Raw genomic sequence first — 15,939 nt, forward strand, 5'->3', positions numbered from 1 at the left:
CGGGCTCAACGGAACGGTTGATTGCCGTTACTAAACACTTGAACGTCCTAACAAAGTGGTTGCTGATCCCTACTGAATGCCTGAACACCGTTTCTAAACGATTGAAGCTGTCTTCAAACTCCTTGAAAGATCTAACGTACTACTCTACCGGTTTTTAGAATCAGTAAGTTGCTTATTAAAGTTGAAATTTTTGTGGAAACCAGTAGTACCGGAAGCCTGCGCATGAACTGCGGGATTATTTTTATAGATCATCATTTTGTTTTTTCGTTGTTCGTACAGCAAATATAAAAATATTTTTGAATGGGATGGGATTGGGAGGTTGTTTTTTTAGTGAGAATCTTGCAAGTTGCTTGAGTTTTTTATTTATTGATAACTTTTTTAATGGTTAGGATTCTAACTAAATCTCATGTTAACGAGGAAATATAATAAGCTGTTGCAACAGAAGGAGAAACATTAAATTTCTCTCTTATAATTTCCATTTCGTCAATTAATGTTAAAATAGTTTCACTTACCTTATTAACGTTCAAATATGCCATCAATATCATCTTCACCTGAGCTTCCTGAATAATAACTGCCATAACTATCACGGTCATAGTCAGGTTCATAACTCTCCAAATATCTTGTAACTTTGTAATCTATATCTATGCTTGAAACTATGTTAGATGTAGAGAAAGAAATTTTTTCTAAAACATTTTCGTTGAAGCCATCTAAACAAGAATCAAGGTTCTCTCTGATTTCATCTTCAATACCATGTATATCAACATCTACTTCAGGATAATCTTCGTAATAGTTGTAAGTTTGATTAATATGTTTATTATAATCTATATCTAAATCGTTGCTATCAATAAAGCTTCTCAAATATCGTTCAATTAAAATATCAATTTGCATTAAAATATACTCATCTTCAATTTTGTATTCATCTACAAAATCTAATAGCTTTTTTAATGTTTCTTCATCATATACGTCATTTATGAAATTGTATAAAAATTCAAAATTTTTAAATTCAATTCTTGGTTCAAAATCTGTTAAAATTATTAATAATTCCCATAATCTACTTCCATTCGGATTATTGGTATTTATTAATTTATTTAAAAAGAACTCTACTTTTTTATTATAAGAATGAAAATAGCATAAGGAGATTAAAAAATCCCAATTTTCCTCTTTTAATTTACGTTCAAAAAAATAATCAAATAAATTTTCAAAAATTCTATTATTATATGATTTATTAATCTTATTAGACGTTAACAGAACATGTAGATAATCTATGGAAACTTCGTTATCTAATGCCTTAATAATATTACAAATCAAATCAATTTCATTAGAATATGTACTTATAACGAAATCAGCAATTGATGGGTTGAATAAAATATATTCATATCTGTTTTCTTCAATTTGATTTCTGTTTAGCAGTGATTTTGTAGCTAATTTTCTTACTGCTTCAAAGCTTTTATCAGAACTATCTCCCATATTTACTGGGTGAATCTTCAGAAAGATTGTGTAAGAGTTTCGTAAATTATCCTCACTTATTTTTCCATTATTAAAAACAGTTAAATATGTGAGAGCTCTTATGCAATCATCAGATTGATTTTGAAAATAATCTGCCCAAATAACCTCGGGCTCATTTAGACTTTTGATTATATATGTCCAATAATTTTCGGGTTTTAAATTTCCAATAAAAGAAGAGTCTGTTATAAAATCTATTATTCGGGGATTAAAATTTTGATGTTTAATTATTTCCTTATATCTTTTATCATCGTATATAACATCAATAAATTCTTCCGGTAAATTTGAATGATATATGTGATTGTAAAGAATTTTTGCTTTATCTATATTAGTCAAATTTTTAATTGTTAATAAAAATTCATTATCGCGAATTTTTAGATTTTGGAAGCTGTGACTTAAGCTGTATGCTTTGTTTAAAATATTTGTTCTTGATGTAAGAATAAATTTTTTGCTTTTGTCTTTTTTGATTCTATTTATAAATTTGACAATGTGAGAATCTTTTTTATTGTTGATTGCATCATACATATTACTTCCTAAAAAATCATCACAATAAAATAGAATTTTCTTTTTTTCATTTTCGCGAAACAAACTTTCAGCTTCACTAACATTTTCTTCTATATCACAGAATTCATATCCTTTTGCTATGTAATAAATTGCCAAGTTATCAGCAAGCGTCGTTTTACCTATTCCGGGTTCACCAGTCAAAATGATTACATTATTTTCTTCTAGTATTGTTAGCCCTTTATTATGATTTTCAGTTACTACATATTTATAAGCCTTTTCTTCAATTTCAAGTATTGTAGCTTGGCTTCTTCCTTTTATAGCACTGTTATAAAGAATATTTAATACGCTTGTACTGGTAATCCATAGTTTATAATTTCTTTCAACAATATCTTGATTTTCCTTTTTAGATAAAAAATTATTTAAATCTTCTAGTCCCCAAATATCTCCCTCTGTATGAATATATGCTTGGAAGACTTCTTTAATTTCTTGCTTATTTCTTATAGAAAGCTTTTTTGAAGTAACAAAAATATACTTACTTGGGTTTAGTTTTTTTACTTTAGCGAACTCTTCAGTTTTTAATTTTAAAATCAATTGAGAATAAGGTGTTTCTAAATAATGCTTACATTGTATAATGCCTTCGTTGTTTTCACCAATCCAAAATCTACCGTCAACACCACCATCTCGTCCGGACTTAAAGGTTTCTACTTTAACTTTTAGTTCTTTCTCAATAATAGAAGCAGCTAAAATTTCAAATTCGCGATCATTTAATTTTGAAAAGTCATAGTCCATTTTATTTATTCGTTTTATTCAAATTTAAGGAATAATAATTTTCAATTTCATATGACTTTTTATCTATGTCAAAAGCCAAAGTTCTCGATACAAAATTATTTTTCAAATAATTTTTACTCCTTTAGATTTGTAAAAAGAAATTAATACATTTATTAACAAGAGAAAAGTGTTTAAGTAAACTAATATCTACTCAGAGAAAAACTCATAGTTCGATTGAGACTTAAACACTTTCTTATCAAAAACTCAGATAGAAATTAGGGATTGGAGCCCATTATTAAGGAGTTGAGATGATGATAAGTTTCTCTTTATTAATCAAAACAAATTTATGGAAAAAGTTTTTATTGGAATTGACATTAGTAAGCTAACTCTGGATGTTTTTGTTAACAGTTGCTCTAAAACACAACATTATCAAATTGAAAATTGTTCAAAAGCGATTAAAAAGTTTTTTAAAAGCTTCTCCAATGATGCAAATACCGTTGTAGGCATGGAAAATACCGGAAGATACAATTTTGAACTTTACGAAGTTTTAAGTAGTACGAACATACCGGTTTTTGTTATAAACCCACTTCATTTAAAGAAAAGCATCGGTCTTTTAAGAGGTAAAAACGATAAATTAGACAGTCAAAGAATCTGTGCGTTTTTGGAAAAAAATTACATGGATCTACAACCTTGGGTTCCTAAATCCTTGGATATTCAAAAAATAAGCTTACTTAATACGGAACGCAGACACAGAGTGAAAATAAGAGCAGGTTTATTGAGACAGATGAAAGATTTAAGCTTTCTTAAAAATCATGCAGATAAAGAAATTATAAAGCTTAACAAGCAATTGATTTTACTTTTAGATAAACAGATTAAAACAATTGAAAAAAAGATGGTAGAGATCATTGAGTCAAATACAGAACTGAAGGATCAATATATAAGAATCCAGACCGTTCCAGGTGTTGGGAAAGTGTTGGCTACTATGCTCATTGTTAAGACCAATGGTTTTACAGAAATTCAATCGGCAAGGAAGATGGCTTGCTATTCTGGTGTTGTTCCATTTGATCATCGCTCCGGTTCGTCAATTTATTATAAACCCAGGGTCTCTACAATGGCTGATAAAGAACTAAAAAAGATCTTACACTTAGCTGCTCTGAGTTCCATAAGATTAAAGAATGATCTCGCTTTATATTTTCAAAGAAAAGTTTTAGAAGGGAAGAATAAGATGTCTGTTTTAAATGCAATTAGAAATAAAATCATACACAGAGTTTATGCTTTGATAAAAAATAATTCTGTGTATGAAAATAATTTGCAGATGTCATAGAAATCGAACTGACGGAGTCGTAAAGTGGATACAGCTGATTTCATTTTTAACAAAACATTATATTTTCTTCTGTGGTATTGTAACTTTCTTATCAATAGTTTTGTCTAACTATTAAAAAAAGACTAATGACAAAACTTTTATCCACCCTTTTTTTATTGTTAACAGTACTTGTTTTCGGACAGACTCAATTGAAAGTTTTCAGTAAAGCTTCCCAACAGCCTATCTATAATGCGGCCGTGTATTGCGATGATGAGCTTTTAGGAAAAACCGACCTTAACGGAGCTTTATCCTTTAAAACGAAATGTAAAAAAGTTGAAATTCTGGCCAGCAATTTTGAAGATCTGACGGTGGATGTAAAGAAAAGCATGGAGGTTTCCATGCAGCCATTATCAGAGAAAAGAGGGAATATCGACCGTGTTGTTATTAATGATAAAAGTGACCCCCGCGCCCTGAAAATTCTTGATGAACTAAACAAAAGAGCGAAAGAAAATTCCCCAAAGTCTTTAGATTCCTACAATTTCAAATCGTATGCTAAATTTTCCATTGACCTGGATAAAGACTCGATTGACATGTACAGGAATTTTTTAGCAGTGAGAAAAGATTCGCTTTCTAGAATAGATCCTGCAACAGTTAAACAGAAAGAAAGTGAAAAGAAAGATTCCCTAATTGCCGAAGACTTTATTGACGCTTCAGCAGAAGGCCAGATGTTTCTCTGGGAAAAAGCCACGGAATACAAATATTCTAAAAAGTTTGGCGAAAAAACCAATATTATCGACAACAGGATGTCCGGTTTTAAAAATCCGATTTATGAGGCGATGGCCATTAATATTTCCAATCTTAACAGAACCCCGAGACAGCTGAGGCCTGAAAACAGGGAATTATTCAATTATTATCTTTCAGACACCATACAGCTGGACGGAAGACAGACCTTTGTGATCAAATTCAAAGAAATCACGGATAAAAAGAAGCAGAATCCGAGAAAATTCAACGGGAAAATATATGTTGACGCCGAAACTTTTGCCCTGAAAAAGTTTGAAAGCATCAGCAAAAAAAGAAATGAAGGCAATATTGTTTCGGTCTGGAAACCGATCAATAATAAATGGTTTCTGGATTATGAGGATCTTAAGCTGAAAATGGGTGATACAAGTTTTGATGTTTCTAAAAAAGACAGTATAAAGCCCGGTGAAAAAAGTAAATACAACCAGAAGAAATTCGGAAATTACCTGTATGTAAAAAACAGGTTCTTTGATTTTGAGATTAATGAACCCCAGAAAGCTTCTGATTTTAAAGGCTACTCGCTTGAGATGAAAAACTCCGACGGAAGCCTGCTGCAGCAATACAGAACCGACAGCCTTACTGCAAGGGAAAGTAATACTTATACCAAAATCGACAGTTTTGTACAGAAACATGATTTTGAAAAAAAATTAAATACTTTAACCCAGCTTTTAAGAGGAAACCTCCGCTATAAAATGATCGATTTTGATCTCACCAAGTTCTTCAGCTACGACAAATACCAGGGAATCCGGTTGGGTGCCGGCATTAAGCTTAATGAAAAATTCAGTAAAACATTTTCTCCGGACGGATATTTCGGATATGGCTTTAAGGACCACCGCTGGAAGTACGGTCTTGGGCTGGATGTAAAACTGTCCGAAAAAAGAACGTCAGTTTTCCGGGTTGAATATCTTGATGATGTGTTTGCAGCAGGAAGATTCAGCAACCACATGTGGGATATGATGATGAAGGTATCTGACATCAATCTTGACCTTCACAATGCAGTTTTCTATAAAAACCAAAAATGGGGCGCTTCATATCTTTATGACATCTCCAATTCTTTAAGCATGAAAATCGCGGTGAACAAAGAAAAACAGGAAGCCCTTTTTGATTATCAGTATAAAAACCTGGGGAACAGCTTTGATAATATCAATGCTATTCTTTCTTTAAAATTTGCACCGAATGACAAGAATATCATGACGCCTTCCGGAAAGTTTACGTATGAAAAGAGCTATCCGCAGGTTTTTGTCAATTATGAAAAGGGATTTGAAACCCTCGGCGGCGATCTTGAATATAACAGGCTGGACGCATTAATTATCCATCAGTTCAGATCGAAACTGGGAACCACCAATATTAAATTATTCGGAGGAATTTCTTCAGGCAGCGCACCGATCTGGAAGAACTTTGAAATTGCGGGGCAAAACGATGCCAATGTTGACAAATGGTACTCCAACATCAGTACGCCTTCAAATCTCGGATTTGCCACGATGCCTTCGGGGACATTCTTTGCAGACAGATTTGCGGCATTTAAAGTTTCCCAGTATCTGCCTTTCAGGTTTAAAACGCTGGGCAAAAGATATTCGTCCATTGAGCTTGAATATCAGTCGGCCATCGGTGGCTTTAAAAACAGGCAGGATCACCAGTTTGAATTCATTGCCCTGGATCATTATTACCAGGAAGCGGGGCTGATCTGGAACCGATTCCTGGGCACCAATTTCGGGGTAGGCTTTTCTTACAGACTCGGATATTACCAGACATCGGAATTTAAAGACAATATCGGAATCAAGATAAAATTCAACCTGTTGAACTGATAGTAATTCATGTTATTATACTTTTTTAACCGCAGTTCGAAATCAAATGAGGTAAAGAGCAATAAAACATTTTTACCGTTAAAAATAAACGGTGTTGTTTGTTAAAATATAATTAGATCAGAAATAATAATCCCGGAAATTCCGGGATTATGTCGTTTAGCAACATCATCAGTGAAAGCGGCTGTTAATATCAATTAATAAACTTTTACAGCATCATAAATATTACTAATTTTGCCATCTCTTTATGAAAAGGATTGTCTTGTTTTTATGTTTCTGTATGTGCATTTTTGGTTTCTCACAATCAAAAGTCACTTCTATTGAAACGGTTGTGATTGAAGATAAAAGTGATCCCCGGGCGCTTGAAATCCTGAAAAAAGTGAATCAGCTGTTCCGTGAAAACTCACCTAAAACATTGGACTCCTATTCCTACAAATCGTATGAAAAAATTTCTCTGGACATTGATGAAGACAGCATTTTACAATACAAACAGTTTTTCGAAAATGCCGATCTATTCAGAAAAAAAAGAGAAAAAGATTCCCTGAATAATATTTCCGCCAGAAAAATATTTTCGAAAAGTAAACTTTTTCTCTGGGAGAGAGCCCAGGAATTCTTATATACCAAAAAATACGGCGAGAAAATCAATATTCTCGATAACAGGATTTCCGGATTAAAACAGCCGATCTATGAAATGATCGCCCTCCAGCAGAGCAACAGAGACCAGCTTCCCGCACAGCTTAAAAAGGAAAACAGAGGACTGTACAGATTCTTTTTGACAGATACCATTGAAATAGACGGAAGAAAGAACTTTGTAATCCGTTTCCGGGAGGTTAATTTTAAAAATCCTGATAAAAAAAGAAAATATAACGGTGCCATCTATATTGATACCGATACATACGGCATTAAAAAAATTGAAAATTTCAGCAAAAATAAAAATGACGGCATCATTACCAGTACCTGGATCTATTTCAATAACAAATGGTTTCTTGCCCATGAAACCGTAAAGCTGAAAATGAGCAATATGGTCATGCAGGAGGATAACAAAGAATATCCCGATGAAAAACACTCAAAAAACAGGAAACAGAGCTTCGGAACATATGCTTTCCTCACTTCCCGGTATTTTGATTACCAGTCGCCTGCCGATCATGACAAAAATGATTTTAAAGGCTATACTTTTTCAGTACAAAATATTGACGGGAAAACTCTGGACCGCTTCAGAACGGGTCCTTTAACGGAAAGGGAACGAAATACCTATAAAACCATCGACAGCCTCGGAAAAATATATAATATTGACCGTAAAGCAAGAGTTTTAAGCGGACTCCTGTTAAACGGACAGATAAAAATAGGCGTTGTAGACTTTGCGGTGGATGAAATCGTGAATTATAACTTATACGAAGGCTTCAGGGTAGGTTTAAAAGCAAAACTTAATGAAAATTTCAATCCGTATTTTTCACCGGACTACACTTTTGCCTATGGTTTTAAGGATGATAAATGGAAATACAGAATCGGACTTGATATTAAGACGACTCTTGAAAAAGATTCTTATTTCAGGATCGATTACTATGATGATGTAACTGCTTCGGGCGAATTTTACAGAAGACTCTGGAACTTCAAAATGAGAACGGCCAACTATGGCAATAATCTTAATAACGACCGCTATTACCATTACAGAGGAGGTTCTGTTTCTTATCTTAACGATGTTACGAACGGATTAACGCTGGTTTTTGCAGCCCGCACCAATCTTGAGGAAGCCATGTTTGATTATTCTTTCCGCGACAGAGGTTCTTCTTTTAATAACTTCAATACACTGTTTACGTTAAAATATTCCCCGAATTCTACCAACATCATGACACCGCAGGGAAAATCCCTCATTGATCAGAAATATCCGGAGCTGTATTTTAATTATGAACAAAGCTACAAGGCATTGAGCGGTGACTTCAATTATACAAGGTTCGATGCTCTTTTCGTACATAATTTCAAGACTATGCTGGGAACAACCGGGTTCCGGCTGTACGGCGGAATGGTGATCGGAGATGCACCGATATGGAAGAATTTTACGATGAACGGACTGGCTTCGCCAAGAAGGGATTTTAACTTCAACCTTACCTCATTTCTTGGGTTTGCCACGCTTGAAGGGGGGAAATATTACAATGACCGCTTCGTAGCCTACTATTTTACGCACAAATTACCTCTGTATTTTAAAAGTTTCGGACTGAATATTTCAAGTTTTGACTTTGTGCTGAGAGGAACCATCGGAAATATGAAACATCCGGAATACCATCAGTTTAAATTTAAACCGCTCGACCATCTGTATCAGGAAGTCGGCCTGGAATGGAATAATTTCCTTTCCACCTACTTTAATCTGGGGCTATTTTACAGAGTGGGCTACTACACTACACGGAATTTTAAGCAAAATTTTGCTATTCAGTTTAAATTGAAGCTTCTGGAATTTTAAAATAATTAATTAAAAAATAGAATATATACATGCAGACCATCCAAATACAGGCAGAACAGTTTTTTGAATTATTAAAACTGAAAGACACTTCCATGTGGGAGATTTTTGCCCAGATGATCGACGGAAATGAGAAAGAAATCATTTTCCTGGATCAGGAAGAAAAAATATTATTCAGCTATATTCTGCCTCCGGATCAGGACAAACTTGAAGAAGACCGAAAGGAATTTTCTAAACAGTTTGCGGATAAGCTTGCGAATCTTAATTGAGTTTTAGAGTTTTAGAGTTTTAGAGTTTTAGAGTTTTAGAGTTTTAGAGTTTTAGAGTTTTAGAGTTTTAGAGTTGAAAGTTATACGATGATCTTCGAAAGAAAAAATTTATTTCGTATAATTCTAAAAATTTATTACTAAAATTACCTTTTATTATCTCAGACCTCTCACCCTAAGACTCTCTAACTATCAGCCCCCTCAAACCTCCCGCTTTTAAACAAGTCAACCGTTTTTTTGGCTGCTGCAACATCATGAACTCTGAGGATTTTTGCGCCCTGCTGTAATACTTTCAGGTGAAGTTTTTGTGTTTCTTCATTGATGTCCAGTGGAGATTTACCTAAGGGTTTGTAAATAAAAGATTTCCTTGAAATCCCTATCAGTAAAGGGAATTTTCCAAATCCCAAATATTTAACCTCATCAATCATTTTCATCTGGTCTGCTACGGTTTTACCGAAACCGAAACCCGGATCAAGAATAATATCTTTAACGCCTTTATTGAGTAACTCGGCAGTTTTCCCTGAAAAATACCGGTTAACCGAAAGTGTAATATCTGTGAATTTTATCTTATCGTGCATGGTTTCGTAAGAAGGATTCACATGCATTAAAATGTAAGGAAGTTCTGTTTCAGCAACGGCATCAAACATCTTTTCATCATAATGGCCTCCGGAAATATCGTTGATGATATCGATTCCTTCATTAAAACCAGCCTTTACCGTTTCAGCATAAAAAGTATCTAAGGAAACAAGAGCTTCAGGGAATTCTTTTTTGATGAATGAAATGATATTCCCCAATCTTCTGATTTCCTCTTCAGCAGTCAGAAATTCGGCGTTCGGTCTTGTGGACTGCGGACCGATATCGATGATTTCAGCGCCTTCTTTCAGCATTTTGTGCGTCTGCTCCAGTGCAGCCTTCTCCGTATTGAATTTTCCGCCATCGGAAAATGAATCCGGCGTAAGATTGAGAATTCCCATGATCTTAGGAACCGAAAGGTCTACCAGTCTTCCGTTACAGTTGATGGAATTGGAGCGTTGGAGCGTTGAAGCATCAGAGAGTGAGGGTACCTGCAAAGCTTATAAATTATGATTAGACTTAAAAAATATACACTAAAATATATTTACAAAAATAAAGAATAAAATCTTCATCAGTCAAAAACATGAAACTCAAAACTCAAGCTCTTATACGCTCCTACCCTAAACCCTAAACTCTCCCACCAAAACAGTGCAACACACAAAATTTCGTATATTTGGGACATTAAGAAAATTTATGTCAGAAACATCAATACAGTTTGAGAAAATTATCAGTCAGTGCCGTGAGCTTTTCAGTAAGAAACTACAGGATTACGGACCGGCGTGGAGGGTTTTAAGACCAAGCTCTATTACGGATCAGATTTATATTAAAGTCAACAGAATCCGTACGCTGCAGATGACCGGAAAAAAAATGGTGGATGAAAGCGAAGAGGATGAGTTTGTGGCGATTATCAACTATTCGATTATTGCGCTTATTCAGCTTGAGAAAGGTTTTTCCAATGATTTTAATGAAAATAAAGAGGAAATTCTGAATCTTTATGATCATTACGCAACTGAAGCAAGACAATTGATGGAACGGAAAAACCACGATTATGGCGAGGCATGGAGAGACATGCGCATTTCCTCAATTACAGACCTTATTTACCAGAAAGTTTTAAGAACCAAACAGATTGAAGATAATGAAGGAGTCACTGTTGTTTCCGAAGGTCTGGATGCCAATTATTTTGACATGCTGAATTATTCCGTTTTCTGCCTCATTAAATTTTCTGAAAAGAAAAACAGTATTGAATCTCAAAACTAATTATATATGATCAAAGGTTTATTACGTTTCGTTATTGCCGTTATTTTCATTCTTTCGGGTTTTGTAAAAGCGGTGGACCTGGTTGGTTTTTCCTTTAAAATGGAGGAATACTTCTCTCCTTCCGTATTCAACATGCCGTTTTTTGAAAAGTTTGCACTGTTGTTTTCGGTAATTGTGGTAATCCTTGAACTCCTGTTAGGATTTATGCTTCTGCTTAAACTGAAACTTAAATTCACCGTTTCCGCGCTCATTGCCCTTTGTGTTTTCTTTGGTTTCCTGACCTTTTATTCGGCATATTTCAATGTAGTAACAGACTGCGGGTGCTTTGGTGATGCTATTAAATTTACACCTTGGCAAAGCTTTATCAAAGATATTGTACTGCTCTTCGCTTTAATTATTTTGTTTATTCTTTATAGAAAAGAGTTCAGGAAAAAAGATGGATACAGCTATAGCGAAAAGAAAGAGTCGAATACGCCGAGATATATCCTTTTAGCAGTATTCTCATTGATAATGATCGGGATCGGTGCCTACGGAATTTTGTATGAACCGGTGATCGATTTCCGTGACTATAAAATCGGTACTGATCTGAAAGCTGAAAAAGAAAAAATCAATAAAAATCCATCGGAATACAAAACGTTTTATTCGCTTAAAAATGAGAAAACCGGAGAAACGCTTAAAGTAAACCAGGATGATTATATTAAAGAAACAAAATACTGGGCAGAAGGATCACCGTGGAAAATTGAGGAAGGCAAAAATGAATCTGTACTGATAAAAGAAGGCTATAAATCTGAAATTGTAAAATTTAAAATTGAAGATCCTACGGGAACGGAAGTAACGGAAGAGATCATCAATGCCCCGAAAGCCATTCTTGTTTTTTCCTATCATCCGAAAGATGTTTCCCCGGAATTGCTGAAGCAGGTAGAAGCCAAAGTAAAAGCACAAAAGGCCAACGTTGTATACGGAATCTCTACAGAACCGAATACTTTTAAAACCCTTAAAAATATGATGATGGACGGCACCGCGATTAAAACAATTGCAAGAAGCAATCCTTTCGTACTTGTTTTACAAAACGGAAAAATTATCGACAAACAGCCGGCAAAGGAATATATCAAATAACCTTTGGGACTTAACAATAAACACTAAACTTAATATATTTAAATAATGCAGAAATCAAATAAACCGATTGCGGGATACCACTTATTGATGATTTTATCTTCGGTGGACGGGGAATTTGCTCCGGAAGAAGGAATGCTGGTGCAACAATATCTGGCAGATGAATTTCCGTTTAAAACGGATCTTGATAATGAGCTTGAAACCATCGCTCTTTTGAAACCCGAAGAATGGAAAGGTCATTTTGACTTCCATGCCCGTTGCTTCTACGACGATTCTACGGAAGTGGAACGTCAGAACTTTATCCAGTTTGCCAAAACGCTTATCAAAGCCGATAATAAGGTAACCGATGAAGAACACTCTTACTATACACTTTTGAAAAAAATCTGGAATATTAATTAAAATTATTTATTTTAAACTTAATACTTGATATTTAATCACTTCAAATCTTAAAATATGATTACAAAGATTAAAATAAATGGGTTTAAATCATTTCATAATTTTGAAATGACTTTTACACCATTTACAATAATCGCAGGTACTAATGCGTCAGGTAAGAGTAATCTTTTTGATGCTTTGGAGTTGCTTTCCAAGCTTGCAGAGTCAGATAATATTAAAAAAGCAATTCAAAGTCAAAGAGGTGATTTTTTGGAATTGTTCAGCATGTATGATAAAGGAATTTATTCTGAAATAATGGAGTTTGAAGTGGAGATGCTTGTAAATCAAAAAGTAAAAGATGCATGGGGAAATGAGGCGACTTTGAAATATACAAGATTACAATATCAACTAAAATTAAGGCGATTTACAAATCAATCTGGACTTGATGATATAGAAGTATTCCATGAAAAATTAATTAATTTAAAAAAAGACAATGAAGATAGGTGGATCAAAATAATTCCAAAAAATAAAATCGAATTATGGAGACCAAAAGTTGATGGTAATAGAAAAGGTAAACCTTACTTAGATACAATACAAAAAAACGGTATTGATACAGTTGTGATACATCAAGATGGATCTAAGGGAACATTTCGTCAGATTCCGATAGTAAATGCAAACAGAACAGTTCTAAGCAGTATTGATAATGTTGATTTCAAACATGTCTTAGCAGCTAAAGAAGAAATGAAGTCTTGGAAATTTTTACAGTTAAATCCAGATGATTTAAGAGAACCTACTAATAAAAGTAATGGAGAAGATGAAATAACTAGTTCTGGCAAAAATTTAGCAGCCGCACTTTATAGAATTTCTTTAAGCAACAGTTTTGCTTTAAAAGAAATATCAAGAAAACTAAATAAGTTTCTTCCTCAATTTATCGAAGTTAAAGTATTTGATGATAAAGAAAATCGTCAATTTATCATTAAGTTAATTGATAAGGATAAAAAAGAATATACATCTAGGGTTCTTTCCGAAGGTACACTAAGAATATTAACCCTCTGTATTTTAGAATACGATGATAATTTTGGCAGTTTGCTTTGCTTTGAGGAGCCCGAAAATGGAATTCACCCAGCTAGAATTTCCACAATGCTTGATCTTTTAGCAGACTTAAGTACAGATTTTTTAGATAATGAATTACCTCTTAAACAAGTTATTGTAAATACACACTCATCTGTTTTAGTTGGTGAATTTTGGACTAATTACAAAAATGATGAAAATAAATCTCTCTGGTTTAGTAAAATGATAACCAAAACTGATTTTTACAAAAATGAAAAAATAAAATTCGAAACTACTAAACTTTCTCCTGTTGATAAAAATTTTATTGCAGATTTATTTGTCGATAGAAAAGTATCAATCATCACTGTTAAAGATTATTTAGATAACGGTAAATTCTTAATTGAAGATGAGTAGTAGACAATTATTCATAGGCTTAATTTCTGAAGGAAGTACAGATACAAGGTTTTTATTTTCTGTTATAGAAAGAACTATTAAACAAATCATTTTTGATTTTGGTGGTGTTACTGAAATCAGTATAGAAGAATTAAAAAAAGATTTTGGCAAAAACTTTTCAAATCAAGTTATAGATGCTAATTTAAATTATCAAAAAGAAAGTTTTATCAATGTTCTGTTAGTTCATAGCGATGCTGATTATAAAGATGATTCTAAAGTTCTGAAAGAAAAATTTATTCCTTTGTTTGAAAATATTCAAGTAAATAATGATCTACTATGTAAAGAAATTGTGCCGGTAATTCCAGTTTACATGATTGAATCATGGATGTTAGCAGATATTGATTTATTTTTAGATGAAATTTCAACTGACAAAACAAAAACTGAACTTGGACTTAATGGAAATCCTGAGACTTTCACGAATCCAAAAAATAAAATAAAAGAAGCTCTACAAATTATCAACCAGGAAAAGCCAAAGAAGAGGAGAAAAGATTTACTGATAAGTGATTTGTATCAAATTATTGGACAAAAAATTGAAATTGATCAACTTCTGAATCTAAATTCTTTTAATAAGTTCTATAATCAAATTACTGAATCCTTACAAAAATTAAAATATATAAATAAGAAACTATGAGAAGAAAAATAGTTGCAGGAAACTGGAAAATGAATAAGAATGTAATTGATGCACAACAGTTGATGGTTCAGTTACTAAGCTATAAAAACAACAATGCGACCAACTGTGAGGTATGGATTGCGCCGCCGGCTTTATACCTGATGATGGCGAAAGATATTTTCGAGAAAGATGAAATCGGAGTTTTTGCACAGGATATGAGCGAGTATGAAAGCGGAGCCTACACCGGAGAAATTTCTGCTGACATGCTTGAGTCTATCGACGCATCCGGTTCTCTGATCGGACATTCTGAAAGAAGACAGTATCATGGTGAAACCGATTCCCACTGTAACAAAAAAGTGAAACTGGCTCTAGATAAAGGTTTGATTCCTGTATACTGTAACGGTGAAACGCTGGAACAGAGAAAAGCCGGACAGCATTTTGAAGTGGTAAAAAACCAGACGGAAGTAGCCCTTTTTACGCTTTCTGCAGAGGAAATTAAAAAAGTGGTGATCGCTTACGAGCCGGTTTGGGCCATCGGAACCGGAGAAACGGCAACTCCTGAGCAGGCTCAGGAAATCCACGCGCACATCAGAAGCATTATTGCTGCAAAATACGGACAGGAGGTAGCTGATGAGGTTTCTATCTTGTACGGAGGTTCCGTAAAACCGGACAATGCAAAAGAAATTTTCTCCCAGCCTGATATTGATGGAGGACTGATTGGCGGTGCTGCTCTGAAACTGGAAGATTTTTCAAAAATTATTGAGGCTTTTAACTAAGGTGAAAAAGTTTATTCTCACATTTTTTGGAGTTCTTCTGTTTGATATTGTGTATACTTTCCTGTATGATCAGTTTTTTATTGGGATTCAGCCTGAGTTTTTACAATATCCATTGATTGCAGTTCAATATATGGCTTGTGCACCGGCAATTTTCTTTAACAAACTATTGCCTTTTTATGCACCGATACCATTACATCAGTCTATACTGATATTTCTGGGAAATGTATTTGTACAGACCTTATTGGTATATACTATTTTCTTTAAAAGGAAAAAGGTTAAACAGGAAGAATAAAAATTTCGGCGGCATCTTCGATGCCGCCGAAATTTTTATGATAT

Annotated in this window: 13 protein-coding genes; 11 read left to right on the plus strand and 2 right to left on the minus strand. The window is 33.8% G+C overall.

The features are described 5' to 3' along the window. Positions 1-516 precede the first annotated feature (516 nt). Entirely contained in the window at positions 517-2,796 is a 2,280-nt protein-coding gene (locus ACYT6F_RS19120; protein WP_472599196.1) for an nSTAND3 domain-containing NTPase, read from the minus strand. 325 nt (positions 2,797-3,121) lie between these two features. Between ACYT6F_RS19120 and ACYT6F_RS19125 the strand changes: the two genes are divergently transcribed. The 4 genes from ACYT6F_RS19125 (at position 3,122) to ACYT6F_RS19140 (ending at position 9,399) form a co-directional block, all read left to right on the plus strand. Continuing rightward, complete coding sequence (locus tag ACYT6F_RS19125) at positions 3,122-4,099, plus strand: IS110 family RNA-guided transposase (protein WP_472597785.1); 978 nt, start codon at positions 3,122-3,124, stop codon at positions 4,097-4,099. A 125-nt stretch (positions 4,100-4,224) separates the two neighbouring features. Then, positions 4,225-6,681, plus strand: coding sequence for a DUF5686 family protein (locus tag ACYT6F_RS19130; protein WP_472599197.1), 2,457 nt, complete (start codon positions 4,225-4,227; stop codon positions 6,679-6,681). Positions 6,682-6,958: 277 nt separating this feature from the next. Continuing rightward, entirely contained in the window at positions 6,959-9,133 is a 2,175-nt protein-coding gene (locus ACYT6F_RS19135) for a hypothetical protein (protein ID WP_472599198.1), read from the plus strand. 29 nt (positions 9,134-9,162) lie between these two features. Next, on the plus strand, positions 9,163-9,399 hold the full coding sequence (locus tag ACYT6F_RS19140) for a hypothetical protein (protein WP_472599199.1): 237 nt from the start codon (positions 9,163-9,165) through the stop codon (positions 9,397-9,399). 182 nt (positions 9,400-9,581) lie between these two features. On the opposite strand, the gene folP is transcribed toward ACYT6F_RS19140, so the two are convergent. Continuing rightward, on the minus strand, positions 9,582-10,370 hold the full coding sequence (gene folP / locus ACYT6F_RS19145) for a dihydropteroate synthase (RefSeq protein WP_472601146.1): 789 nt from the start codon (positions 10,368-10,370) through the stop codon (positions 9,582-9,584). A 292-nt stretch (positions 10,371-10,662) separates the two neighbouring features. Between folP and ACYT6F_RS19150 the strand changes: the two genes are divergently transcribed. From ACYT6F_RS19150 to ACYT6F_RS19180, 7 genes are read left to right on the plus strand one after another with little or no spacing between them, the layout of a single operon-like run. Further along, positions 10,663-11,226, plus strand: coding sequence for a DUF1599 domain-containing protein (locus ACYT6F_RS19150; protein ID WP_472599200.1), 564 nt, complete (start codon positions 10,663-10,665; stop codon positions 11,224-11,226). 6 nt (positions 11,227-11,232) lie between these two features. Next, positions 11,233-12,342 (plus strand): BT_3928 family protein, encoded by a 1,110-nt coding sequence (locus ACYT6F_RS19155; protein ID WP_472599201.1) that lies wholly within the window; start codon positions 11,233-11,235, stop codon positions 12,340-12,342. Between the two features lie 45 nt (positions 12,343-12,387). Then, a complete protein-coding gene (locus tag ACYT6F_RS19160; RefSeq protein WP_472599202.1) occupies positions 12,388-12,738 on the plus strand; it encodes a tellurite resistance TerB family protein in 351 nt (116 codons plus the stop codon). Positions 12,739-12,792: 54 nt separating this feature from the next. Beyond that, positions 12,793-14,178 (plus strand): AAA family ATPase, encoded by a 1,386-nt coding sequence (locus ACYT6F_RS19165; RefSeq protein WP_472599203.1) that lies wholly within the window; start codon positions 12,793-12,795, stop codon positions 14,176-14,178. Continuing rightward, entirely contained in the window at positions 14,171-14,848 is a 678-nt protein-coding gene (locus ACYT6F_RS19170; protein WP_472599204.1) for a DUF4276 family protein, read from the plus strand. Before ACYT6F_RS19165 ends, ACYT6F_RS19170 begins: the two co-directional genes overlap by 8 nt. Continuing rightward, the gene (gene tpiA / locus ACYT6F_RS19175; protein WP_248392040.1) at positions 14,845-15,603 is read left to right on the plus strand and encodes a triose-phosphate isomerase; all 759 of its coding nucleotides are present in this window, start codon (positions 14,845-14,847) and stop codon (positions 15,601-15,603) included. Before ACYT6F_RS19170 ends, tpiA begins: the two co-directional genes overlap by 4 nt. A 1-nt stretch (position 15,604) precedes the next feature. Continuing rightward, a complete protein-coding gene (locus tag ACYT6F_RS19180) occupies positions 15,605-15,895 on the plus strand; it encodes a hypothetical protein (RefSeq protein ID WP_472599205.1) in 291 nt (96 codons plus the stop codon). The last annotated feature ends 44 nt before the right edge of the window (positions 15,896-15,939 follow it).

It is taken from the genome of Chryseobacterium sp. NG-CE01, assembly GCF_055695505.1.

What these genes read in the sequence shown, in the direction of transcription:
- ACYT6F_RS19120 (WP_472599196.1), bottom strand. Translation starts at nt 2,796, where the DNA reads ATGGACTATGACTTTTCAAAATTAAATGATCGCGAATTTGAAATTTTA.
- ACYT6F_RS19125 (WP_472597785.1), top strand. Translation starts at nt 3,122, where the DNA reads ATGGAAAAAGTTTTTATTGGAATTGACATTAGTAAGCTAACTCTGGAT.
- ACYT6F_RS19130 (WP_472599197.1), top strand. Translation starts at nt 4,225, where the DNA reads ATGACAAAACTTTTATCCACCCTTTTTTTATTGTTAACAGTACTTGTT.
- ACYT6F_RS19135 (WP_472599198.1), top strand. Translation starts at nt 6,959, where the DNA reads ATGTGCATTTTTGGTTTCTCACAATCAAAAGTCACTTCTATTGAAACG.
- ACYT6F_RS19140 (WP_472599199.1), top strand. Translation starts at nt 9,163, where the DNA reads ATGCAGACCATCCAAATACAGGCAGAACAGTTTTTTGAATTATTAAAA.
- folP (WP_472601146.1), bottom strand. Translation starts at nt 10,370, where the DNA reads ATGGGAATTCTCAATCTTACGCCGGATTCATTTTCCGATGGCGGAAAA.
- ACYT6F_RS19150 (WP_472599200.1), top strand. Translation starts at nt 10,663, where the DNA reads ATGTCAGAAACATCAATACAGTTTGAGAAAATTATCAGTCAGTGCCGT.
- ACYT6F_RS19155 (WP_472599201.1), top strand. Translation starts at nt 11,233, where the DNA reads ATGATCAAAGGTTTATTACGTTTCGTTATTGCCGTTATTTTCATTCTT.
- ACYT6F_RS19160 (WP_472599202.1), top strand. Translation starts at nt 12,388, where the DNA reads ATGCAGAAATCAAATAAACCGATTGCGGGATACCACTTATTGATGATT.
- ACYT6F_RS19165 (WP_472599203.1), top strand. Translation starts at nt 12,793, where the DNA reads ATGATTACAAAGATTAAAATAAATGGGTTTAAATCATTTCATAATTTT.
- ACYT6F_RS19170 (WP_472599204.1), top strand. Translation starts at nt 14,171, where the DNA reads ATGAGTAGTAGACAATTATTCATAGGCTTAATTTCTGAAGGAAGTACA.
- tpiA (WP_248392040.1), top strand. Translation starts at nt 14,845, where the DNA reads ATGAGAAGAAAAATAGTTGCAGGAAACTGGAAAATGAATAAGAATGTA.